This is a genomic window from Catenovulum sp. SX2 (assembly GCF_052056295.1).
In the GTDB taxonomy this organism is placed as follows: domain Bacteria; phylum Pseudomonadota; class Gammaproteobacteria; order Enterobacterales; family Alteromonadaceae; genus Catenovulum.
Map to the genome: position 1 here is coordinate 1,675,912 of NZ_CP182493.1, position 23,583 is coordinate 1,699,494.

A 23,583-nucleotide genomic window follows, 5' to 3' on the forward strand; every position below is an offset into this window, starting at 1 on the left:
CGAGCTAAATTAGATAAACGTTAGTCATTTATGGCTAGCGCACAGGTCTGCGCAGATCCAGCGTATGCGGATAATCTTTATTAAAAGACTCTTCCGCCGGTACAATAAAATCTGCAATTGCTTCGTGTGCTTCCACTCTATATTGCATTTGGCTTGGATGCCAAACTGGCGCATCTTCTTGCCACTCCACATAAGTATTTGGCGTATGTCCATGTTGCCAGAAGCGCGCTAACCTGCGCCCTTCCGCCTCGAATGCATTCACCGGGAAAGTTGCAAAACTGCGACCACCCGGGTGTGATACATGGTAGGTAAAACCACCAATTGAACGGCCAGTCCAGTTGTCATAAACATCAAATACCAAAGGTGCGTGCACACCAATAGTTGGGTGCAATGCATTTGGTGGCTGCCAAGCCCTAAAGCGAATTCCGGCAACCATAGCGCCTTTATCTGTCGTTTGTTTCATCGGTAAACGGCGGCCATTACAAGTCACTATATATCTATCACCGACTAAACCTTTTACTTTTAACTGCACACGTTCAAGTGACGAATCCACACTACGTGCTGTACCTGTGGAGGTCGATTCTTCACCCAATACATGCCAAGGTTCAATTGCGGTGCGCAATTCCAATTGCACTTGGTCAATTTCGCGTTTACCACAAACCGGGAAGCGGAATTCTAAGAAAGGCTCAAACCAAGCCAAATGCATATTAAAACCAGCAGTTTGCAAGTCACGACAAATTTGCGCTATGTCTTGTTTTACATATTCGGGCAATAAAAACTTATCGTGCAACTCTGTGCCCCAGCGCACTAAAGGTTTGTGATATGGCGTTTGCCAGAACCAGACCAAAAGTGTTCTTAACAACAGCATTTGCATCAAACTCATACGCTCGTGCGGCGGCATTTCAAAACCACGGAACTCAACTATGCCTAAACGACCTGTCGCTGAATCTGGCGAGTAAAGTTTGTCGATACAAAATTCGGCTCTGTGGGTATTACCAGTTAAATCCACTAATAAATGACGTAATAAACGGTCAACCAACCAAGGCTGCGGTACTTCGCCTTGTGGCATGTGGGCAAAGGCTATTTCTAGTTCGTACAATAATTCGTCACGTGCTTCATCTACCCTTGGTGCTTGGCTAGTTGGGCCAATAAATAAACCTGAGAATAAATAAGACAACCCAGGATGATGCTGCCAATAGGTTATAAAGCTGCGTAGCACATCTGGCCTGCGTAAAAACGGGCTATTGAGTGGTGTAGATGCGCCCATAGTCACATGGTTGCCACCACCTGTACCTGTATGGCGACCATCGACCATAAACTTATCTGTGCCTAATCGACTTTGTTTGGCCAATTTGTACAAGGTTTGTGTACGCTCTACCAACTGCAACCAACTGGTAGATGGATGAATGTTGACCTCAATCACACCTGGATCTGGTGTAACAGCAAATTTTTCAATGCGGCTGTCATGCGGTGGTGTATAACCTTCTAACACCACAGGGATCGCCAGTTTATCTGCAACTGTTTCTATCGCATTAACTAGTTTTAAATAATGTTCCACATGAGTGAGTGGCGGCATAAATATGCACAACTGACCATCTCGCGCTTCAATTGCCAAAGCAGTTTTCAGTAATTGACTGCCTAAATAACCTGCTTGTTTTTGTGTATAAGCTTGACCAAGTTCATGGTCAAAACTAGCAGGTATACTAGTTGGGTCACGTTCAATAAACTCGGCGGCTGCGCCTAAACTATTTAGCGGTAAACGATAACCAATAGGTGAGTCACCCGGCAATAAAAAACAATGTTCGCGTTTAAAAGTCCACCTACAAGTCTGCCAACAATTCTGGCCAAAATCCCACTGAATAGGCATAACAAAACCAGCTGCTTTGTCTAAACCTTTTTCCATTTTGGCTAAAAAGCCTTTACGGCTCATAGCATCTAATAATTCAGGTTGTTTCGGGCTTGGGTCTTGCGGTAAACAGCCTTCTTGCCACAAGTGATAAAGCACATCTTCATAAGCTGTGGTGATAGCTTGTGCCGGTAAACCTAATTGCTCAGCCAGCGCTGAGCTAAACTGCTGCGCTTGTTGTTCGGTTATTTGATAATCTTTATGCACATCGGCCAATAATTCAGGTTTGTGCCAAATTGGCTCGCCGTCTTTGCGCCAATAACTGGCGTATTGCCAACGCGGCAAAGGTTCACCCGGATACCACTTTCCTTGACCAAAGTGGCTAAACGCACCTTTGGTAAAAGTTTGCTGCATTTTGACAAAAAGTTTGTGCGCTAAAATACGTTTTTCTACACCATCGGCTGCGGTATTCCATTGGGCGCTTTCCATATCGTCAACAGAAATAAAAGTGGGTTCACCGCCCATGGTTAATTCAATACCCTGTTGTTGCATCAACTGGTCAACTTTAGTCCCTAGCTGATTCATCTCTGCCCACTGCGCTTCTGAATAAGGTTTAGTTACCCGTGGCATTTCCACCAGACGTTTTACCTTATTCGAGTAACTAAATTCACTTTCACACATTTCCAGTGCGCCCGAGACAGGTGCCGCAGAGGTTGGCTCTGGAGTACAAGCAAGTGGGATATGCCCTTCGCTAGCAAATAAACCAGAAGTTGGATCTAACCCAATCCAACCTGCGCCTGGAATATACACTTCAGCCCATGCGTGTAAATCGGTAAAGTCTTCTTCTGGGCCACTTGGGCCATCGAGTGATTTTTCATCCGGCGTTAGTTGAATTAGATAACCCGAAACAAAACGTGTAGCTAAACCTAAATTGCGCAGCAATTGCACTAATAACCATGCGGAATCGCGGCACGAGCCTGATTTTTTCTCTAAGGTTTCGTCAACTGTTTGTACACCCGGTTCTAAGCGAATGCCATATTTAACCATTTCATATATATGGCGATTGGCATTGACCACAAAGTCGACAATTGCGACTTCGTCGCCTTTAGTATATTTGCTTTTGACTTCGGCAATTAATTCGGCAAATTGTTTGCTGACCGTTAGACATTCAAGATAAGGGGCTAAATCTTTTTTGGTTTGTTCTGGGTAAGCAAATGGATAATGCTGCGCATAAGTTTCAACAAAAAAGTCGAACGGGTTAATCACAGTCATATCCGCGACTACATCTACGGTGAAATAAAACTTGTCAGTTTTTTCAGGGAAGACGACGCGGGCTAAATAGTTACCAAAAGGGTCTTGTTGCCAGTTGATAAAATGATTTTCGGGATAGATTTTTAAAGAATAACTAACAATAGGAGTGCGACTGTGTGGTGCAGGACGTAAACGAAATATATGCGGCTCTAATTGAATGGCGCGGTCGTAGTTATATTCCGTATGGTGGGTGACCCCAACCCGTATGGTCATAATTAATTCCTCTTTTGGCAACAAATGCCCATGCAGTTAATTTCCCAGTAAATGATTTAAACTGCAAGAGGTATTGATTAAATTTTAATAAATTTTTCAACCTAGTCTTTTTGTTTTAGCTCGTTTCAAATAACAGCAACCAATTGAACTGACTTGAAGAAAATCGCATATGTTTTATATTTCTCGCCGCAAAAATTAGGACTTCAAACCATTTAAATAAATTCTTCTTTCGAAAGTTAAGGACGAAAATGAAATTCAACTATCTCCCACTCGTCGGCCTATTATTAACCGGCAGCGCATTGGCAAATGAACATAAACAGTTTAATTATGTTGAACTAAGCGCTGGTTTTGTCAGCGACTATGACTTTGGCAATTTATACGGCCATGGTGTGGCAGGCCAATATAGTCTAATTGAAAACTTGTATTTTGCTGGCGCATTGGAATATTGGACTGAAGAAGATTTTGATTATTACATTTCTGACATTGGTATAGGTACTAAGTTTGAAATAATGCAATATGTCATTCCTTTTGTCCAAGCCAACTTTAGATATGGGCACACAGAAGACAATAGATGGGATGACTCTTATCACGGAAAAACCTATATTCTAAATTACGGTGTAGCCGGTAATATCAGCCGAGTGCACTACAAACTGGGTATTAATCGATATTTTCATGAAGGCTGGTCACAAAATGACAACTATGAATTTGCTGAAGTGTTTGTTTCTATCACAGATTGGTTATCGGTTGGTGCTAAGTTAGAGAACACGCCAGATGAAACTATCCAAGTGGGTGTTCGTTATAATTTTTAATACATATAGAAGCTTGGGTATACAAAGGGCACAATGCCCTTTGTATTGTTTAGCTCGCTGGCAAAACCTACAGCGAACGTAAAAACGCTAACACAGCTTCTTTATCTGCTTGTGATAAAGCCTCATAAGCATTTTTACTATTTTCCGCTTCACCACCATGCCAGCGAATCGCTTCGTCTATTGTACGAGCGCGACCGTCGTGTAGATAACCGATACGATTCTGGTTTGCGGCACGCTCTTGGGCATTGACGATAGATATTTGATCGTTCCCTTTGAGATCGCCCAACATCACCTCTTCAGTATGGCCCAAACCCCAAAGTGGTGCGGTACGCCATTCGCTGCCCGTCGCACTGCCTTCACCTAGACTATCGGCTAAACCCGGTCCCATATCGTGCAATAACATATCTGTATATGGACGAATAGTTTGGTTGCGCAATTCAGCTAAAGGATGATAAGCACTGGTTTGCATTTCAGCGCGGTGACAGCCACCACAACCTAGGTTGTTAAACAAACTTTCACCTTGCAGTGTTTGTGTATTGTCTAAATCACGACGTGCTGGCACACCTAACAAACTAATGTATTTAACTAAGTCATCTAAATCTTCATCGGCTAATTCAGAACCTTGAGTATTGCCACAAGTCGTTTGTTGACTGCCACAGTCTGGCGTTGGCAATACAGAAGTCATTACCCCCATATCTGTATTAAAGGCGGCTGCTACTTGATGTTTAACATCTGCAGTTGCTGCTTTATAACCAAAACGACCTAAACGTGTTGCGCCTGTTACTGGATCTGTCACTATCGAAGCTTTACCAGAAATACCATCGGCTGAACTTGTGTCATCAGGATCTGCCCAAGCTAATATCGTTTCTTCTGCAACGGCTTCTAATAAACCTAATCCAACTAAGTTTGGCGCAATACGCGCAGAAAAGGTCGCAGGTGTCCCATTGCTAAATACATAGTTAGGTTGGCGTAAACCATTGCCCAGTTCAGTCCAGTTACCTAGGGTCACATCACCTTCACTAGTTACATTACCAATTTGCTGTGGTTGCAACACTCGGCCGATAAATGGATCTGGGTAACCTTGAGCATCACCCACTTTAAATACCCATTTATCTAATGGTTGACCAACATCTGCAACAAATGCACGACCATTGCGTACGTGACAGCCAGAACAAGACTCTTGGATATAATGTGTGCCGACTTTGCCTACTTGCTCAGGCCATTGACCATTTTCGAAACGTTCATCATGAATACCATCTTCAAAATTAGTGTGGTGTACACGACGACCTTCAACAAATGCTTGACCATTTACATGGCTCAAATTAGTCGCCATTTGCATAAAACGACCCGCTGGCTCGTTGGTGTAGTTGTAACCTAATGTAGTATCCCCGCCTAATAAACCTGCTGGTTCAATCGGATAACCATCATCGTATGAATTGACGTCCCATTTAAAAGGTTTTAAGCCACCTTCACCCACTATGTACAAGTAAGTTGTACCATAATAATTTAGGCGCGAACCTTCTGGCGGTTGAGTTAAAAATTGGCTTAATTCAAATTCCATACGTTGGCCTGCTGCCAGTGGAATTTGTTGTTGTCCACCTTGTAGCCATTTGTTTTGAATAGAAACTGTGTATTTCCATTGATGACCTTGGTCACTGACTTTAACAAAGTTGTTGTCCCAAGTACCGCTGCCATGGTTCACGACATCTTGTTCCATATTGTGGTGGAACTGACCTGTTGCTGTTACACCCCAGAACCATGCACGGAATTCATAGACACTGAGTTCCCATTCAGTAATAAAGGTTACTTCAATAGTCGAACCGCCTTTAGCCACATAGTCCTCTAACTGAATACGCGCAGTGCGGAAGTGCCAATAATGCGCTAAATAATGATCATAATGGTCATTTTGCGTTGAGTCTTTGGCGTGGCGATCACGACCGCGATCTGCCAAACGCGTGATTATTGCATCACCGCGATCATATACAGTTGCTGGCTCTAACGGCGTATTCGCATCAAATAATGGTTGGATCTGCCCAATATTTATAGTGCAACCTTGTGCATTAACTGAATCGCCTGGCGGAGTATTTGGGCATTGGTCTTGACTGTCTGCAACGCCATCACCGTCTGCATCAAGCGTGGTATTAACCGGACAGCCATTGGCATCAACTTGCGTGCCGGCAGGAGTGTTTGCACACTGATCTTGCGCATCTGGCACACCGTCGTTATCGCTGTCAGTTGGTGTTGGTTCTGGATCAGGATCGGGTTGTGGATCTGGATTTGGGTTAGATGCCCCAGCAAAAGTATAAGTTTGTGCATCTGTGTCTTTTGCTAAACCATTGTCTTCATGAGTAAAGAAATACCAGAGTGAATCACCCGGATTGATGTTGTCCACTGTATACAACATTTGGCTGCCGTTTGAACTCATCATTACATTTAACTGGCCACCATTATTAATGCGGTAATGTAAATCAGCCCACTGAGCATTACAGTAAAAAGTTAAGCTGGTATCCGTTGCCGCTTGAATACCACAAGCACCAGAAGTTGGAAACTCACAGCCGTTAGTGTCTACCGAGGCACCAGCTGGTGTTGCTGGACATTGGTCTATATCATCAGTGACACCGTCACTATCACTATCCATACAAGACAAAGATTGGCAGCCGACAATTGGCTGGAATTCTATCCAATTAATGTTGGCTAAGCCTTGCTCAATTTGAATACGTACTGTGTAGTCGCCATCAGCAGGGATAGTGATTGTGCCTAAATCTGTGGTCACAAATGTTTGCCAACCGCCTGTTGCGTCAACCTGTGCTGTCGCTGAATTTTGTCCAGCAACGGATAGGTAAAATTGGCCGCCTCCTACTTGCGAAGCAACTCTAGCTGTTAGTTGATAGTCGCCCGCGGCAAACTCGGCACTGTACTCTAACCACTCGCCACTTTCAGTCCAACCGACATTATATCCGCCACCTGTGTCTGTGGTAATTTCAATATCCACATCGTCAGTGCGGTATTGTCCACCTGCGTTGCCTGCTGATGTATCAAAATAATTGATATAGTCTTCAGCTTCGAATTTAACCACTTGCGGGGTTAAACCATTGCTTGTGCCACCGCTCCAAACAATATCATCAATGGCAAATTCAAAAGGTGCGGTCGGTAATTGGCTGTCGCTATTGGCAATGTAAAACATACCTTTCATCGCTTGCAGGGCAATTAATTCACCACGCATATCACTCATGGGAATGCTAACTTGTGTCCACTCGCCATCGCGGATCATGCCATATTGATTTTGGTGTGCTGGAAAGTCTATCCAGTTTTGGTTGGTGTAGGCATCGGCAATACCCACTTTAAACGCAACGTCAGCTGGTATTTTGATTTTGAAATCGAGCGAGCCATTGGCAAAATTGCTCATGTTTGGTACACCACGCGCTTGCACTCCGCCACCAAACCACTCGTTGCTAGAAGTGTATTGCCATGCAATCACATTTGCACCTTCGTATGCGGGTGTCGAGCCAGCGCTTACACTATTGGTGTTCCAGATATAAATATCAGAACTCACCTCTGCTTCTAGCTTGTTATTGGTTGTGGTGGTATCGGTAAATACCCCAAAAGTCCCTTCTTCAGCTGGCGGTAGCGGAGGTGCGCCTTGCCACACTTGTCCTTGACCATCTAATTCATATACACGCACATAATCTATGTACATTTTCGCCGGTAAAGGTGCGGTTACTTGCTCTGATGATAAAGCGTCGGTAAAGTTGCCACCCACAGCCAAATTAAGCAGCAAATAGAAAGGTGCACGAATTTCATCTGCTTCTTCAGTTAACTGCACTGGTGAGTCGTACAAATCGTATTCGACACCGTTATCAATTACAGTGAAGCGAATTTCTTGCTCTGTCCAATAAGTGCGATAAGTAACAAATCTATTGGTTAACGGGGTTGAAGAAATATGGGCGTTGTCGGTTTGCCATGCGCTCATAGCCGCACAAGTCGGATTACCTTCAACACAAGCAGCATCTGCATAAAAAATCACGTTAGAGCCAACAAAACTATTAATATCAGCCCCTGGGCTAATTTCGTCGATTGCCGAACGCTTATGGCCCATTTCCATCATGTCTATTTCGCCTTTGCGCGGCCAAGCATCTGGGCTAGTGCCAAGCAACCAAGCGGCAGGCCATAAACCAATACCAACATCTGGTACCTGCATACGTACTTCTATCATGCCGTATTGAATAGAAATGTTGTTTTGTGAATCAACTTTACCGGAAGTGAAAGCGCTACCATTTTCAGGCACATTGCGCGCCTCTAAAACTAAATTGCCGTTCTCGATATAAACATTATTTTGTGAATAAGATTGTAGCTCTTGGTTACCCCAGCCACATAAATCTGGCCCATATTGGCAACCATTGCCTTCTACTACATTCCATACATTGGTATTTAGGGTGTCAAACTCGTCTTGCCAAATAAGTTGACCAACAGCGCTGCTGCTGACGTCAGCTTGTGCTGGTGCTACTGCACAAGTGGCGAGTACGGCTAAACCCAAGTGTTTGAGATTAAACATAGTGTTTACCTATTTTATGCCCGTGTTAGTGTGTAAATGTGAAGTCACATTTGTGTGTGGTTGATTTATTAATCGACCCATCATCAGCATATAGGCAGGTAAAACAAATTCGTCAGCATTAACAAAAAAGTTACAAAATAAAAAAGACACTTTTATAAGCTACTGTTATTTATATAAATAAACTTACACCAAAAGCGATCATGACCAACAGTCACAAACAAAAAGACACAAATGTGACCTCTAGTCACTTTTGATGTATTGTTTTCTAAACTCGGTTGGAGACATTTCAACAAAGCGATTAAAAAACCTGTGGAAAGATGATTTATTGTTAAAGCCTGATTCCATCAAAACTTCCAAAATAGTCAGATGTGAATATTGGTTGTCCGCCAATATTGTTTTGGCATGTTCAACTCGATAAAAATTAATCAGTTCATAAAAACTGGTTTGCATAAGTTGGTTTATACAAGCTGAAACTTGTTTGCTTGGTTGCGCAATAAATTGCGCTAGCTGATCTATAGTTAAATTAGCATTGAGGTAAATTTGATCTTTCTGCAACGCATAGTTGATTAATTTTTGAATCTGAATTAATTGCTGCTCTTCGTTGTTATCACCGGGCTCATCCAACTCAAAATCAGCAACTTGGGTCATCTGATGGGTGTAATTTAAGCTGAATAAAATCAATACGTTAATTAAACTAAAGATTAAATAATTAAAGGCAGTGCCTATTCGGTCACCAACTAGACTCCCAAAGAGATCATCCGATAACACAGTAACTAATGACCAAGCCCAAGCCAGCATAAAACTGCTGGTTAACACCCGTAACCAAATAAATTGAGCACTAGAAAAAGTAGAGTATTGGGTGTACAGCTTAGTTTGATAACGGTTTACTAAGATAAGTGCATAAGTTGCATATGCGATAGAAATTAGAATAGTGCAGTACCAAATAAGCCGGGCGGCAAGCTGTTGTTGATAGCTGCCATTGGCAAACTTAAAATTGTCGAGCGACACGTCAAACACAGCAAACAAAGCAATAGCGATAAAAGCCCAAACAAAGTGCAGAAAATGTTTGTATTGAATGATTAATTTTTCTTGGGTTAACGACAATACATATAATAAAAACAACGGCCCACGCCATAATTCAGCACAGGTGTAAGCGTACAGCAAAACTTGTTGGCCAAAATAAGATTGGCTGGCTAATTCAGGGTTCCAGATAAGAATTAAACAAAAACAATCTATGGCGATCACCAACATAAACAGGGATAAAAAATAGCCATCTAAACTGCGCTTTAATGGTATCGCCAGCCTATAAACAGCTAACAATAAACACTCAAACACTGTGGTGAACAAAAATACATCATGCAAATTAAAAATGCGCGCATCTAAATTGGCGCCATTTTCAACTAAGTTGTTGGTTACATATAACAGCATAATTTCGGCCTATTTATCCGCGCGCAGTTGCGGCACTACATATTGACTGAGCAACTCTTTGCTTTGAGCATGGTACAGCGGCCAGTCGAGATAGTTGCCTTGAAAAATAACCACAACAGCCGCAAGCTCGGGCAGAATAATTAAGTATTGGCCGCCGTCGCCTTCCATTACCCAAGCAGGTTCACCCGCATATTCTCGCAGCCAAATAAAATAGCCATAATCACCCGCCTCTGTAGCTTGTTGCGGTTGTGTCATATGTTTCAGCCAGTTCGCGCTGACAATTTGTTGCCCAGCATATTTGCCTTGGTTTAATATCAATTGACCTATTTTGGCTAAATCTCGCGCTTGCATATGCATGCGCGCAGAGCCTTCAACCACCCCATTTGGTTGTTGCACCCATAGATAGTTTTTAATCTTGAGCGGCTGAAAAAATTCTTTATCTAAGTAGGTTTGAATGCTGATTTGTTGCTGCTGGCGTAGCTTGTTGTCGAACAGGTTTAATAAAAAGTTGGGAATTGCACTGTTGTATTGCCAACTAAGGGTACTTTTACAAGGTTTAGATAATAAATATTGATTAAAGTCAGTTTGTTGCCATAAGTTTATTAAATCATCACCTTGCCATTCATCCCATTGCCATGGGCTTTGCATTGAGAGTAAATGGGCAAATGTTAGTTGTTGCAGTACCGGGCAAGTAGCTAATTGCTGTGGGCTAAATTGGTAGTGTTGGCTAATTAGGCTATCCGCACTCAGCGAAAACTCTTCTAACAAGATCCCGATAAAAATCGCCGTTAAGCTTTTATTGACCGAGGCTATATAGTGTAAGTCGTCATATTGCCACTGTTTTATCCGGCTCGATTTAACCCGCTTTATGCCTTGTTCAAAGTTGATATAGTCTTGATTGCCTTTGTAGTATTGCTCGTACAATAACTGCTCGTTTCGGTATATCAGCAGTGCATGAAGCTCTTGGTAACTTTGTTGCCCATTTAAGCCATTAGTTTTTTGATAGAGATGGGGAAAGTTCTGTTGCCAGCGTTCAAGTCCGGCAAGCACTTGCATATCTTGCTTGAGCAGATACACCAGTACAATCGCTAGCATTAGAGGGACGAGTAGCAGGTATTTTGCCTTGCTGATTTTGCCTGTTGATTTTGTTATTAAATACATAAAAGTATACTTGCTAGCTCCAACCATTGAGTTTTGTGGGCACAACTGGCCATAATTTTCGCAAAAACGCTGTAAATACTTCCATGTAAGCTTGGACTTATCATCCCTGATAAGTACATTTTGCTCTAAATTATTGCCCAGTTATCCCCACTTCAGACATAGTGCACACCGCCTGAGTGTTTCAAATTAACCATGTGATTCACTGCGGTTTTGCGATATTTAATACTCTACATACCCCTACTCTAAACCTCATACAAACACTGAACCCGCGAAAGTACATTTTGCTCTAAATCATAGCCCAGTTATTCCCACATCAAGCATAGTGCACACCATTTAAAGTAAGCGCTTTCAATTATTCTACAAAAAATCGATAACCTGTTACCGATTTAATCTATTTAACACTATGCCACGTAAGCGCCGAATAATATCAGCTGTCATTTTTCCAACCGAGGCTTGGCAATGTTCAGGAATATGTGCAGCGGCGCGTTCTCTGTCGCTAAACACATAATAATCAAACATATTCTTCCAAGCTTGTTTTTGCGCTTCGGGCAAGTCGCGAATGGTCATTTGTGCATAGGTTAGTGCGCCAGCGGGTGTTTCCATAAAGTTTGGTGATTGCCGCCACCAATAATTCACCAGTACGTTAAAGCCAGTTAAACTTTCAACATGGTGCCACCACATAGAGGGAACAAATACAGCATCACCGGGCTCTAATTCCGCGACCCAAGCATTTTCCATTGCCGTTTTAAACTCAGGGAAACGGGCAAAATCAGGTTGGTGAAAATCGACTAAACTGATCGCCTGACCTGCAGGGTTAAACTCCAACGGGCCAACATATAAGTTTTCTAGCTGATCAGGTGGAAACAAAGTAAAACGACGTTTGCCAACCGCATTCACAGCTATATTGTCAGGCAAATCAAAATGCGCAGAAATGCGCGAGCGGTTGCTTATCCAAACACTCACTAAAGGTTTATTAGGCGTAGCTAGCTGCAAATCATTTGTTTGACGGAAACCCGGTAAACACATATCTACCGAAGTTGAACCAACATAAACAGACGGTGATTGTGGCATTGGGTAATACTGTTGAATTTTATCTAATACTTGAGTTAAGTTGGCGCGAGTATTTTGATAGTTAAAACCCGTCATATCTTGGTTATAACCAAAACGGCCTTTTATTTCAGGCTGGCCAACAAATGCTCCAACTTGCTCACCTTGATAAAACTGCCGAATATATTTATCCGCCTCAGCGGCTGAATTTAATCCAGCTTTAACCAAAGGCCAATCAGCCGCCAAGCCTTTTAAAATAAACGGCTCTGTTGCGGTTAATAAATGTTTGGGGATGTCATTACTTGTACATCCCTCGATTGTTTTAACGGCTTGCCCAAATGCTTGCATGCAACTCTGTCACTCTACTTGTTTAACAAAGTTTGGTTTTTGCGTTCAATTAAGTCGCGAATAGAACTCATTGACGCTAATACCATATAGATACTTTGCAAAAAACCTTCTTTGTGTAAGTCAGCTAGCGCCTCTGCAGCTAGTGCGTTCACTTTTTCTTCATGGATAGTGTAAAAACCAATTAATTGATTTTGTGTGCCATCGTTTAGTTCAACTTCAAGCGTGAAAGATTCTAACAGCTCATACTCAACTAACTTTTGCACAAAAGCTTTGCCGTGATCTTGTCCCGCATGAATGGCTTGCAGCATAGAACTGATTTTTTCTAAATATGGCGTTTGCCCACCGTGTTCCAAAAATACCGCCTCGCCTTCTTCGCTGCTTACGCGTGGACTATCCATATTGATGTGGATAACAGGTTTCTTTTCACCTGTTTCTCTGTCTTGCTGAAAACCAATTAAAAACGGGTCTCTGTCCATCACTAATGGGATATAACCCGCATCCCACTTATCATCTTTTAAAAACAAGTTTTCTTTTTGCTCAAAACCAAACATAGCCACAGGCATAAACTCACCGGTTTGAGCATCTTTACGGAAAAAAATTGGGTAATCATGCTGAACACTGCGAAACTCAACCGGAAAGGTCATGCAAAACATAACTTGGTCGCCCATATCGGCATTGCGTTTACGGCTAATTTTTAGGTCTTTGTGATCCACATTGTTTAATAATGCATGGTTGCTCATGTGTATTGCCTCTATTGGTTTATCTGTGCTTTTATCTTGATAGATTGTTTATATTTTTTGAAATCCATATTGATGGATTTTTAAATTTAGCTCGCGATTAGTCGGTAACTGACTAACCACTTGGTTGCTCTTACGCGATGTTTCAGCGAATAGCCTTTCAGCTTCTTGCATGAGTTTAGCTTGGCTTTGGGTTTTATGCGTTCGTTTCAGCGTTTCGAACCCCATTCCGTACAAAACATATTGATAACTGGCCGACGAAAACAAACTTTCAGTATGAGTTGCATCAAAATGCCACGGCGATTGATAGCGCCATAAATTGAGGTTGTCTTGTAAACTTTGTGGAATAGTCGAATCGTCGCGGTTATCTAACCAATAAGCTGAATCGTTCCTTTTGCTCAATACATAATGCACTTTTAAAAAGTCGACGATTTGTTGCCAACGCTCGCTAAATTTGTCGTTAAAACGCGCTGCAACTATATCCATAACTTGGCGATTTTGCGGTAGCTGTTCGCTGATCATTTGTGCCGATAATTCGACTAAAACTAAAGCAGATGCTTCTAATGGTTCGATAAAACCAGCGGCCATACCAACAGCAACACAGTTGTTATGCCAAAACTTTTGTTTGTGTCCAGGGTTAAACTTAATCTGTTTCAGTTCAGCTTGTTTGGCGTACTCTGCGCTGCTGGCTTGTGCGACATAACTGCGAATAACTTGTTCTGCGTCATCTAAACTAGTATGCGCATCACTAAATACATAACCACAACCACGACGGCTTGGTAATGCTATATCCCAAGTCCAACCAGAACTTTGCCCTGTAGATAAGGTATGCGAGGGAAAATTTTCTTGCTCATTGTTATATGGCACATGCACAGCCAATGCAGTATTGTTAAACAAATAATGCTGCAAATTAATGTTATTAATGCCCAGATGTTCACCCAATAAACGTGAACGGCTGCCGCTGCAATCGATAAATAAATCACCGGCAATTTCACCAGCAACATCTGTGATTAAACTGGCGATGTCACCATTTGTGTGTGATTTAACCTCTAACACATTTGCTTGAACATGCTTTACCCCAAGTTTTTCGCTGCAATGCTGAGTTAAGAATTGCGCAAATTTACCTGCATCTAAGTGGTAACCATAATTGGCAACAAAAGCATATTCAGGAGTGGCAATTTGTTTTGGGGCTAAACCGCGATCACAAATATGACTTTGAAAAGAAACAGCATGGTCAAATCTAACTTGTTCGCGATACTGTTGCCACGCCATAGCTAAATTGTGCTGAGAGAATTCAGCAGGCAACGAAAACGGGTGATAATAAGCATCTTCAACATTATTTGTATGCCAAGCGGCAAACTTAGAGCCTTGTTTAAAAGCTGCGTCGCAGCAACGAATAAAGTCGGTTTCACTCACACCCATTTTTTGTAATGTGGTGCGCATAGAAGGCCAAGTGCCCTCACCAACCCCAACAGTTTTAATATCAGGTGATTCAACTAAAGTAACTTGAATACCATTGGCATCATTCGCCATATGCTCAGCTGCTAACACACCAGCGGTTAACCAACCGGCACTACCACCACCTAAAATGACTATATGTTTAACCTGCTGGTTCATTAATCTTGTACCTACAAACCACTGCGATAGATTTATAACAACATGCTAACCTAAAACGTTTTCATAGTCACATATTTACAACAAGTCATCTACTGCTTTTTTGTAAAAACTATAATGCTGTTTCAAGTGCACGACTGTCTGTTAATAAAATAGTTACTTGCCCGCTGGCTGTGTCAACTGGCTGGACAATTAATGCTTGCTCTGACGAAAAAGCATTAACGCTTTGTAACGACTGATAAATATTTGCCGTTACTGCGTCTACATCCTCTACAGCGACACTCAGCTTGAAAGCACATTGGCTGGTGCGGCATTCAATTTCATCTAATGCTTGCCCAGCCAAAAACTCATTCTGTTGCCAGATATTAGTTAATTTCTGTTGCTGTTGTTCAGCCCATTCAGCATTGACGCTTTCGTTATTAAAGTTTGCCGCCAAATTAGCGTGTAAAGTACCAATGGGGGTTTGTTCTATTTTGGCAAAGAGCTTGGACTGCTCAAGCAACTGCTGTGATTGCTCAATTGAGATAACTTCAAATTGTGTAACTTCTGCTGGTGTAGGTTTGTCTGTAATGGATTGTGGAGCTGCTTTAATATTTTCTACTCTGGCATTTTGTCTAGTTGCCTGTTTTTCATCAAGCTGTTGCAATACCTCTGCTGCAAGCTTAGTGGTACTCACTTCAATTAACTCAGCTTGCAATTGCGCGATAGTATCTTGCTGAGTTTCAATGGATAAGAGTAAAAATCGGCAATAAGCAAACATAGCCAAACAAGCCAATGCAAGAATTGCTGAGATCACTTTCATAAATTTATCCTGAATATTTACCCTAAAAAATAAGTAAGAAGGTTGCCCTTCTTACTTAAACCATCAAACCAATTTATTTAGTTATTTTAGTGATATCACATTGAGTATCACCTAAGCCAGTGCCAGTAGTTGTAACATTAAAACCAGTTTTACCGCTAATCTGACACGAATAACCAGGACTGCTGTAACTCCACGGGTAACCAACAGTTTTGGTTGCAACTACACCATGGTAGAAACATTTAAAGTCGTAATAATCGTAGCCGTAGTAGCCTTGTTTTTGTACCCAGCTACACTGGTCACCTGGATATACAGGGATTTCAGGTGCTTTTTTGTAAACATCAGCGGAACAACTGCCGGTCGTATCGACTATATATTTCGATGAATCTGCACTTTGTACATAGCAAGAGCGACCTCTTTGGTGGAGTACATCCACTGCTGTCGCATAAGTCTCACCTTGACAACTAAGATGCTTCACCTTTGTTGTAACTCCTGTGTAGGGAACATAATTCCAATTTCCCCATGAGCAACCGCTAGCAGCACTCTGTGTTGACCCGAGCACATCTATACTTCCAACCCAAGTATCAGCTGCCGAAGCAATTGCTGAAAAACCAACTAAAGTGCTTGCGAGTGCTAATTTTTTTAATACATTCATGTATAAGCTCCTAATTTATTTAAATATCAATCCCTTGTTGCCACCTATCCAAAATGACAATACAAGTGTGTGTTGTGTGTGAGGCGACGCCTCGGCGAAAGTATCCATTCCTTCAAAATAAGTTCCGAATAAGTTTAAGAAAAGAAGGTGTTAAGCTTGGGCTTAACACCTTGGTTTTGATTAAGCGCGAACGCTTAGAAAGTGTAACGTGCACCTATGTTGTATCTTGGCGCTTGTTGCGTCACATTCATCACCATATTTTGATGGCGACTGTGTTGGCGAGTGTATTCATCAGTAATATTTATGCCTTCTACAAAAACAGTTAAGTTTTCGTTTACGTCATAACTTACATTTAAATCCCACTGGCCGTAGGCTTCTGTATAAATTGGGTTTTTCTGATCACCGGTGAAAGTATTAACCAAGAATTTGTCGCGCCAGTTGTAGGCTAAACGCACCTGTAAACCGTCTTTTTCGTAGAAACCTACGAAGTTGGCAGAATCACTCAAACCTAACAATACAAATTGGTTTTCAACTGGAATCGAATTACCTTCTTCATCCACGAGCTCAACACCATTCTCATCAACTTGATTACCTTTGTTGGTGTTGTAGTTGTCATACACTACGTCACCATCTACTGTGGTAAAGTTGATTTGGGTACCAAAACCGCTGTCACCAAATAAATGTTGGATAGCGACCTCAAAACCATCAATAGATGCTTCTTTTGCATTTGAAGGCGCTGTGAATACAAAGCTTGCACGCTCATAACCATCAGTTGGATCTGTTAGTTTACCTACTGCGTCAATCCAGCCTTGGTCTAAGTAATACTGGCGTAAATCACCCGCATTAGGACCAGCTTCTTCAGCTGATAAGTTAAGCGCAGCTAGCGCTTCTGCGGCATTTGGGCCAGAAAACGGGTGTACTACATCAAACGGGGTATCTGTAATGCTACCGTTGCCGATAAAGTTTTTAACGTCTTTTGCATAGTAGCCAATAGACATATAACTACCTTCGTCGTAATACCACTCTGCTGATAAATCGAAGTTAGTCGACTCAAATGGCAATAAATTAGGGTTACCACTACTACCAGTACCACCATTGATTCGGCCTAACTGATCTACTGTGCGACCGCCTTGGATATCAGAGTAACTCGGACGGGTAATAGATTTGCCTATTGCTGTACGTAGAATTAAGTCATCGATAATTTCAATGTCAAAATCAAGCGCTGGCAATACATTGTCGTATGAGCCAGATTGTGCAGAGTTAATCGGCTCACCAGCAGCAGCTAATGAAAATTCATTCGCCCCAGTCCAACTAACAGAAGTGTAATTAGGTACAACAGCTGGTGACGTTACGTCTGTCTCTTCATAGCGAACACCAACAGATAAATTAGCCGGGCGCTCGATAACATCAAAAACAAAGTTTGCTTGAACAAACGCGGATTGCTGTTTCTCAACTACGCGTCTGTCTGTTGAATAGCTGGTTGGTGCACATAATTTTGGACCACAATCACCCAAAGACTCATCATTGGCGATAGCAATAGCTTCTACTTGATCGATAACTTCTAAGAAATCCGCCTTATAGATATATTTTTCCATTCTAGGATTATCACTGCCTGGGATATCAGAAAACTTATCTGGCACTGTATCTAGGGTGAAGATGTCATCATCATATGAGTCTTGCATTTGGTAATCTGGATCATAGTCTGGGCTAGTTTCATCCATCTTGGAAGCTATGCCATAACCACCCCAAGTAGAGTCGCGCTGCGAGTTACCAAATGCAGATCTATTTTTCGCTTCCATCGAAGCAATACCAAAATCTATGCTGTGAACAAGACCATCATCAAAAGTGTATTTACCTTTTAATTGGTACTGATCAATTTCAGATTTCATGTATGCATTGCGGAAGCTAGTACCCGCACTCATCATACGTGACGCATCACGCTCTTCCGCGCCATTTGCATAAACAATATCAAGCACAGGGAAGTCTTTGCTATAGTCAACTGTTGCGCCAATTCTATCGTTTTGAGTTAAACCAATAATATTGTTAGAACCGCGCCAATCAGCTGGGCCAGCTTCAGCTTCAGATGAATGAATATCTAACACGAGTTTTAAATTTTCGTTTGGAGTGAACTCTAAATTAAAACCAAGTGATTTGTTTTCGTTATAGGTACCAAAGCTAGCAACGCCAGAAGCAGCATCTGCACCACTTAAATCAGTGTAAATAACAGGTGCAACAACAGAACCAACAGCATCTGTTCCTTCTGTCATCACTATGTTACCTGGGGTAGTTGTGTCGTATGCGTTGTTAAACCAAGCTGAAATATTTGTGCTGTTTGTTTCTACTTCATTTTTTGCGTAGGTATAATCAAGTGTCGCTAAAATAGAATCTACAGGTCTAAATTGAAGTGTTAATTGGCCGTTGACGCGCTCACGTTCAACATTGTTAAACTCATAAGATAAGTTACGTGGTACTGAATAAACCTCGTCTACCGTTGGACGATTGATTACCGCAACTTGTTCTTTAACTAAAATTCCATTGTCGTCATATTCGTCTAACGGCAAAGTTCCCCAGTCAGCATCGTGACCTTTGATTGTGTACCAACCATTGCCAGTTACTGCAGAATTGTAAGCACTCTTTCTTTGTTGGTATGAACCAACTAAAGAGATACCAACTTTGTCATCAAAGAAACTATTACTGACAATTGCCGACAATTCAGGAGTAATAGTATTGCCTTCAAGTGATTGATCCATTACACCTTTAGCACCAACACTGAGTTTAAAGCCTGGTGAATTTAAAGGTCGATGAGTTTCTAAGTTGATAACAGAACCAATACCACCTGTGGTGTATTCAGCTCGTGAAGTTTTATAAATTTGCACCCCAGAAACGCCTTCAGAGGCTAAATTGGCAAAATCAAATGATCGAGTGGATGCAGCAGTCGTCGCTTCTAAATTAGCAGCAGGCATTTGACGGCCATTTAACGTAACTACGTTAAAGTCTGGGCCAAAACCACGTACTGTTACTTTACTACCTTCACCATTGGTACGGTCGATAGACACACCAGTAATACGTTGTAGCGATTCAGCTAAGTTGGTGTCTGGGAATTTACCCATATCTTCAGCGTTAATCGCGTCAACAATACCTGTACTTTCACGCTTAGTATCCATAGCGCGCATAATCGAACCGCGAATACCTGTAACTGTAATGGTTTCGTCGACGGTTTCTTCTGCATTTGCATAACTTGCATGGCCTGCCATAAGGCTTGCTAGCATGGCGGTTGATACCGCACTTAGTTTAAAAGTTTTGTGTCCCATGTGTTTGCCCTTAGTGTTAGTTTTACACAACATAATCGCGCAAAGGTAAGCGGTTTCATTATTATTGTGATACTGCGCAACTTTATGAAACCAAACCAACCATATGAAAGCGCTTTCTAGAAATTAGAGTATTCAACCATTTTCATAAAGTCAATAATTATTTAACAATATGGAAAAGAATACCTGTAGATTGTGTACGTCCTTGTACACTTATCGGTACTGCTACAGCTTAAAACTTAGCTTAGTAACCCCACAATCTAGTTTCGTAGATTGAGTATCCCCATTGGTTGCCAGTACTTTTGTTTTGCAACTCAAGTCTGATGTACTGATAGGTACCCGACAGCTCTATCACATCACTGCGAGCGCCAAATTGTCCGTCTTGCAGTTGGCCAATAGCTTGCCAAGTTACGCCGTCGTTTGAACCTAGCACTTGGTAACTGCCCGCATTGGCAGCTTCCCAGTCTATTTCAAGCTTTGACACTTGCTTAGCGGCAGGCAAGGTAAAATCTATTTGCACTGTGTTGTCGGCGTGAATACTTTCCCAACGTGTCGCACTGTCGCCATCTAACATATTTTGCGCGCTTTGCAGCTCGCTTGTGCTTGTTATAGTCAGCTGGCTGGTTAAATCTAACTCGGCTGCACCAGTTAAACTGCCCATTACCTTTATTTCATAAATTGAGTAGCCCCACATATTGCCACTGCTACGCGCTGTACCAAGTATTTGTAAATATTGATACTGACCTTGCAGCGTGTGCTGGTCGCTACGAGCACCAAATGCTCCACCTGTGTGTTCTGCAATTTGTTGCCAAGATTGACCATCAACCGAAGCTAAAATTTGGTAATCCGCCGCATTGGCAGCTTCCCAATCAATTTCAATTGAAGCTAAATCAACCATTTGATTAAAGTTAAGTGTGATGCTGGTTGGGTCAACATTATGTGCCGATTCCCAACGTGAGCCTGCATCCCCATCAATTGCATATTGTGCACTAGTTAGTTCACTGCTGGCCGTCGCCGTGGCATATTGGCTTAAATTAACCACTTGGCTAGCGCCACCACCAAAAGCAACTGCAATTGTGTGATCACTGTCTATGTTAGTGAAGGTGTATTTCTCAATAGCGCCATACGAAACCCCATCAATAATCACATTACTGACACTGCTACCCGCATCGGCATTAAAGTAATAAGTCGCCGAGTCTGTATTGCTGCGGTTGTAGCGAATTGTGCCTGCAGGTGAAATACTGCCACCTTGGTCGAGTGTCATGCTATAAATACGGTGTGGCATATGATCAATTGCTAACAATTGCACGTCGGTCACTTCGACTAATTCACCAGCCGGTGGTCTGAAGAAGAACTTGAAGTTTTGCTCACTAACAGGCGGTTGATTAACAAAAGTATCAAACTGCTCGTAGCTACCTTCAGTTGTACTATCAGTCCAATCAATTAAGCTTGTGCCATTGGCAAACTCAGCTTTAAATTGCGCTAAGCTGCGCTCTGGTGAATTATCACCTGCTACTTGAATGGCTTTAATTTCATAATGAGGGTCGATTTGTACTGACACATCTAAATCTAAACCTTCAGCTTGGCCATCGTTACCACTGGCTTTAGTGCCTAACGAACCGTCGACTGCACGTTGGGCAACACCCCACCACTCGTTTTCCCAGCCAGCACTTGCACCGCTGAAGTTTGATGGATTAATTGCAGGTACTAATGGCTCACCTGTGCCTATATATGCAACTTCTTGAATAACAACATCGTCAATGCTTACCCCAGCTGTACCTAACTCACCAAATAGGAAAGCTAACCGACCCGTATTACCTGCTTGGGTGTAGTCAATTTCAAACTGATAATCTGTCATTGCCGTGGTTAATTGCAGCGTTTGATACAAATGTGTACCAGTTTGTGTTGGGTTTAAATCATTGTCTGATAAACGCACTATCATTTGTCTTGAAGTATCAGCCGCGGCGCTAAACTGCACTCGGTATTTGTAATTGCTCTTTAAACCAAAACCAGAGGTATGCAGTTGCACTGAGCCATAGTTGGCACCGTCATCAGTTAAACTGAGTTGTGCTTGCGCATTACTAAAATCAAACTGACTGTCGGCACCATCAAAAGCTTCGGTTGTCCAGTCAGCTGAACCTTGGCTAAAGTCACCATTGGTTAACATGTTGACACTTCTGTCTGGTAATACTGTGCCAGCTGGTTTTGGATACATATTTGCCACGTCTTCAAAGGCTTTAAATTCCAATAACCACACAGGGTTGGCTTTATCAATTCGGCCTTTAGTCACAAGTTTTACATAACGGTAAGTTTTGTTGATATCAAAGGTGTGAGTTGCCCAACCTGTGTTTTCTTGCTCAGAATTTAGGATAAATTCCCAGTCACCATCCGTGCTTTTACCATAGATATCGTAAGCTTTAGGTAAATTCCACGCCCACTCAATCCAGAAATAATTGATGTTTTTGTCTGAGCCATAATCTATCTCGACCCAGTGTAATTCATCATCATTTGGTGTTGCCCATTTAGAGCCAACATAACCGTCGGCGGCATTGTCTGGGCCATTGTCTCTGTGGTCATTGTCGTAACCCGGTTGGTCGTAATCATCCGCTGTTACCGCTACAGGTGCTAACCAACCACGTAAATTGTAGAAACCTTTAGTATTGCCAGTTTCACGGAAGAAACTGTATTTAGAATCATCGACATATTTTTGTGTTGGTTCAGATGCAGGCAATGGCCAATGTGCGACATAATCTACCAAAAAGTCAGTACCTTCACGCCCTATGTTTGCCCCCATGGCTTGTGTGTCTAAATACTCGTATTGACGTACTCCATTTTCGTCGACATAACTATATCCGGTGCGATTCGCGACATTTTCATCTGGGGTAAACTTGTTGTAGTTGCCAACATCTGGCCACTCAGTATGGGTGATGGCGTGGTTTAAGATCATACGCATAGGCGTCACGTATGGCCAAGGTTGATCATCCCCTTGGTTTTCGCGCGAGAAAGTTTGTGTGAGCTCGCCGTTTACATACCATTCTACTTTGTCAGGTGTTTTTATTACGCCATAGGTATTGTATGTATTGGTTGCATCGTTAATACCCAAAGCTTGATAGGATAAACTGGTGCCACCGTGCACAGCATAGGGCGCTGTCCAATAAGTTTGTGGCAATTTGTCGGCGTTGGCACCTGTCCATTCAACTATGTCTAACTCTTGGCAAGCAGTCCAGCCCACATCAGGGTAATTACCTAATAACCACCATGCTGGGAATTCAGCATTGCGCGCAGGTGGCATTTTAATTCGCGCTTCAAATTTACCGTAAGTGAAGGTTGTATCATCGGTAATTTGGCTTTCAATACGGCCGGCACGAATAAATAGTGGTTTGCCTGGGTTTTGCGCATCACCACCATAATAATCTTGAATTTCACCATCCATATAACGCGCTTTTAAGTTTAGCGCCTTACCGTCTAGTGCGTCTGTGTCTGGTTGGCCGGTGCGAATGGTCCAGTCGGCTTGTGGATATTCAACATCTTGGTAATCAATGTCTTCACCGTTTACGAAGATATTCTGTTCAACTTTCCAAGCTTGACGGTTAATTTGTTCCGCGTCGAAATGGTCAACAAATGACGAGTTTACATTTGGGTCGTTCCAATACGGGTCGTTGTAGTCTGCCGCTAATGCACTGGCAGAAAAACAGCCAGTGACTAACGCAATTGTGTGTGTAATTTTATTCAATTTTTGCATGTTTGCCTCATGT

At 42.2% G+C, this 23,583-nt stretch carries 12 protein-coding genes; 1 reads left to right on the plus strand and 11 read right to left on the minus strand.

Going from position 1 to position 23,583, the window contains the following annotated elements; translation table 11 throughout:
* Nucleotides 1–34: 34 nt before the first annotated feature.
* Nucleotides 35–3,370: a DUF2126 domain-containing protein gene (locus ACMZOO_RS07065; protein WP_440905993.1), complete on the minus strand. Its 3,336-nt coding sequence runs from the start codon at nt 3,368–3,370 to the stop codon at nt 35–37.
* A 248-nt stretch (nt 3,371–3,618) separates the two neighbouring features.
* Between ACMZOO_RS07065 and ACMZOO_RS07070 the strand changes: the two genes are divergently transcribed.
* Nucleotides 3,619–4,179, plus strand: coding sequence for a hypothetical protein (locus ACMZOO_RS07070; RefSeq protein ID WP_440905994.1), 561 nt, complete (start codon nt 3,619–3,621; stop codon nt 4,177–4,179).
* Between the two features lie 67 nt (nt 4,180–4,246).
* On the opposite strand, the gene ACMZOO_RS07075 is transcribed toward ACMZOO_RS07070, so the two are convergent.
* From ACMZOO_RS07075 to ACMZOO_RS07120, 10 genes are all read right to left on the minus strand, one after another.
* A complete protein-coding gene (locus ACMZOO_RS07075) occupies nt 4,247–8,731 on the minus strand; it encodes a di-heme oxidoredictase family protein (protein ID WP_440905995.1) in 4,485 nt (1,494 codons plus the stop codon).
* A 240-nt stretch (nt 8,732–8,971) separates the two neighbouring features.
* On the minus strand, nt 8,972–10,159 hold the full coding sequence (locus ACMZOO_RS07080; RefSeq protein WP_440905996.1) for a helix-turn-helix domain-containing protein: 1,188 nt from the start codon (nt 10,157–10,159) through the stop codon (nt 8,972–8,974).
* Nucleotides 10,160–10,168: 9 nt separating this feature from the next.
* Nucleotides 10,169–11,320: a serine hydrolase domain-containing protein gene (locus tag ACMZOO_RS07085; protein ID WP_440905997.1), complete on the minus strand. Its 1,152-nt coding sequence runs from the start codon at nt 11,318–11,320 to the stop codon at nt 10,169–10,171.
* A 378-nt stretch (nt 11,321–11,698) separates the two neighbouring features.
* Nucleotides 11,699–12,715, minus strand: coding sequence for a cupin-like domain-containing protein (locus tag ACMZOO_RS07090; protein WP_440905998.1), 1,017 nt, complete (start codon nt 12,713–12,715; stop codon nt 11,699–11,701).
* A 14-nt stretch (nt 12,716–12,729) separates the two neighbouring features.
* On the minus strand, nt 12,730–13,455 hold the full coding sequence (locus ACMZOO_RS07095; protein ID WP_440905999.1) for a SapC family protein: 726 nt from the start codon (nt 13,453–13,455) through the stop codon (nt 12,730–12,732).
* A gap of 48 nt (nt 13,456–13,503) precedes the next feature.
* On the minus strand, nt 13,504–15,069 hold the full coding sequence (locus ACMZOO_RS07100) for a tryptophan halogenase family protein (RefSeq protein WP_440906000.1): 1,566 nt from the start codon (nt 15,067–15,069) through the stop codon (nt 13,504–13,506).
* 109 nt (nt 15,070–15,178) lie between these two features.
* Nucleotides 15,179–15,868: a hypothetical protein gene (locus tag ACMZOO_RS07105; protein ID WP_440906001.1), complete on the minus strand. Its 690-nt coding sequence runs from the start codon at nt 15,866–15,868 to the stop codon at nt 15,179–15,181.
* Between the two features lie 73 nt (nt 15,869–15,941).
* Nucleotides 15,942–16,520, minus strand: coding sequence for a hypothetical protein (locus ACMZOO_RS07110; protein ID WP_440906002.1), 579 nt, complete (start codon nt 16,518–16,520; stop codon nt 15,942–15,944).
* A gap of 194 nt (nt 16,521–16,714) precedes the next feature.
* On the minus strand, nt 16,715–19,831 hold the full coding sequence (locus ACMZOO_RS07115) for a TonB-dependent receptor (RefSeq protein WP_440906003.1): 3,117 nt from the start codon (nt 19,829–19,831) through the stop codon (nt 16,715–16,717).
* Nucleotides 19,832–20,072: 241 nt separating this feature from the next.
* Complete coding sequence (locus ACMZOO_RS07120) at nt 20,073–23,570, minus strand: discoidin domain-containing protein (protein WP_440906004.1); 3,498 nt, start codon at nt 23,568–23,570, stop codon at nt 20,073–20,075.
* Nucleotides 23,571–23,583: the final 13 nt, after the last annotated feature.

Excerpts from the sequence above, each read along its gene's own strand:
- ACMZOO_RS07065 (WP_440905993.1), bottom strand. The coding sequence starts at position 3,370 with ATGACCATACGGGTTGGGGTCACCCACCATACGGAATATAACTACGAC.
- ACMZOO_RS07070 (WP_440905994.1), top strand. The coding sequence starts at position 3,619 with ATGAAATTCAACTATCTCCCACTCGTCGGCCTATTATTAACCGGCAGC.
- ACMZOO_RS07075 (WP_440905995.1), bottom strand. The coding sequence starts at position 8,731 with ATGTTTAATCTCAAACACTTGGGTTTAGCCGTACTCGCCACTTGTGCA.
- ACMZOO_RS07080 (WP_440905996.1), bottom strand. The coding sequence starts at position 10,159 with ATGCTGTTATATGTAACCAACAACTTAGTTGAAAATGGCGCCAATTTA.
- ACMZOO_RS07085 (WP_440905997.1), bottom strand. The coding sequence starts at position 11,320 with ATGTATTTAATAACAAAATCAACAGGCAAAATCAGCAAGGCAAAATAC.
- ACMZOO_RS07090 (WP_440905998.1), bottom strand. The coding sequence starts at position 12,715 with ATGCAAGCATTTGGGCAAGCCGTTAAAACAATCGAGGGATGTACAAGT.
- ACMZOO_RS07095 (WP_440905999.1), bottom strand. The coding sequence starts at position 13,455 with ATGAGCAACCATGCATTATTAAACAATGTGGATCACAAAGACCTAAAA.
- ACMZOO_RS07100 (WP_440906000.1), bottom strand. The coding sequence starts at position 15,069 with ATGAACCAGCAGGTTAAACATATAGTCATTTTAGGTGGTGGTAGTGCC.
- ACMZOO_RS07105 (WP_440906001.1), bottom strand. The coding sequence starts at position 15,868 with ATGAAAGTGATCTCAGCAATTCTTGCATTGGCTTGTTTGGCTATGTTT.
- ACMZOO_RS07110 (WP_440906002.1), bottom strand. The coding sequence starts at position 16,520 with ATGAATGTATTAAAAAAATTAGCACTCGCAAGCACTTTAGTTGGTTTT.
- ACMZOO_RS07115 (WP_440906003.1), bottom strand. The coding sequence starts at position 19,831 with ATGGGACACAAAACTTTTAAACTAAGTGCGGTATCAACCGCCATGCTA.
- ACMZOO_RS07120 (WP_440906004.1), bottom strand. The coding sequence starts at position 23,570 with ATGCAAAAATTGAATAAAATTACACACACAATTGCGTTAGTCACTGGC.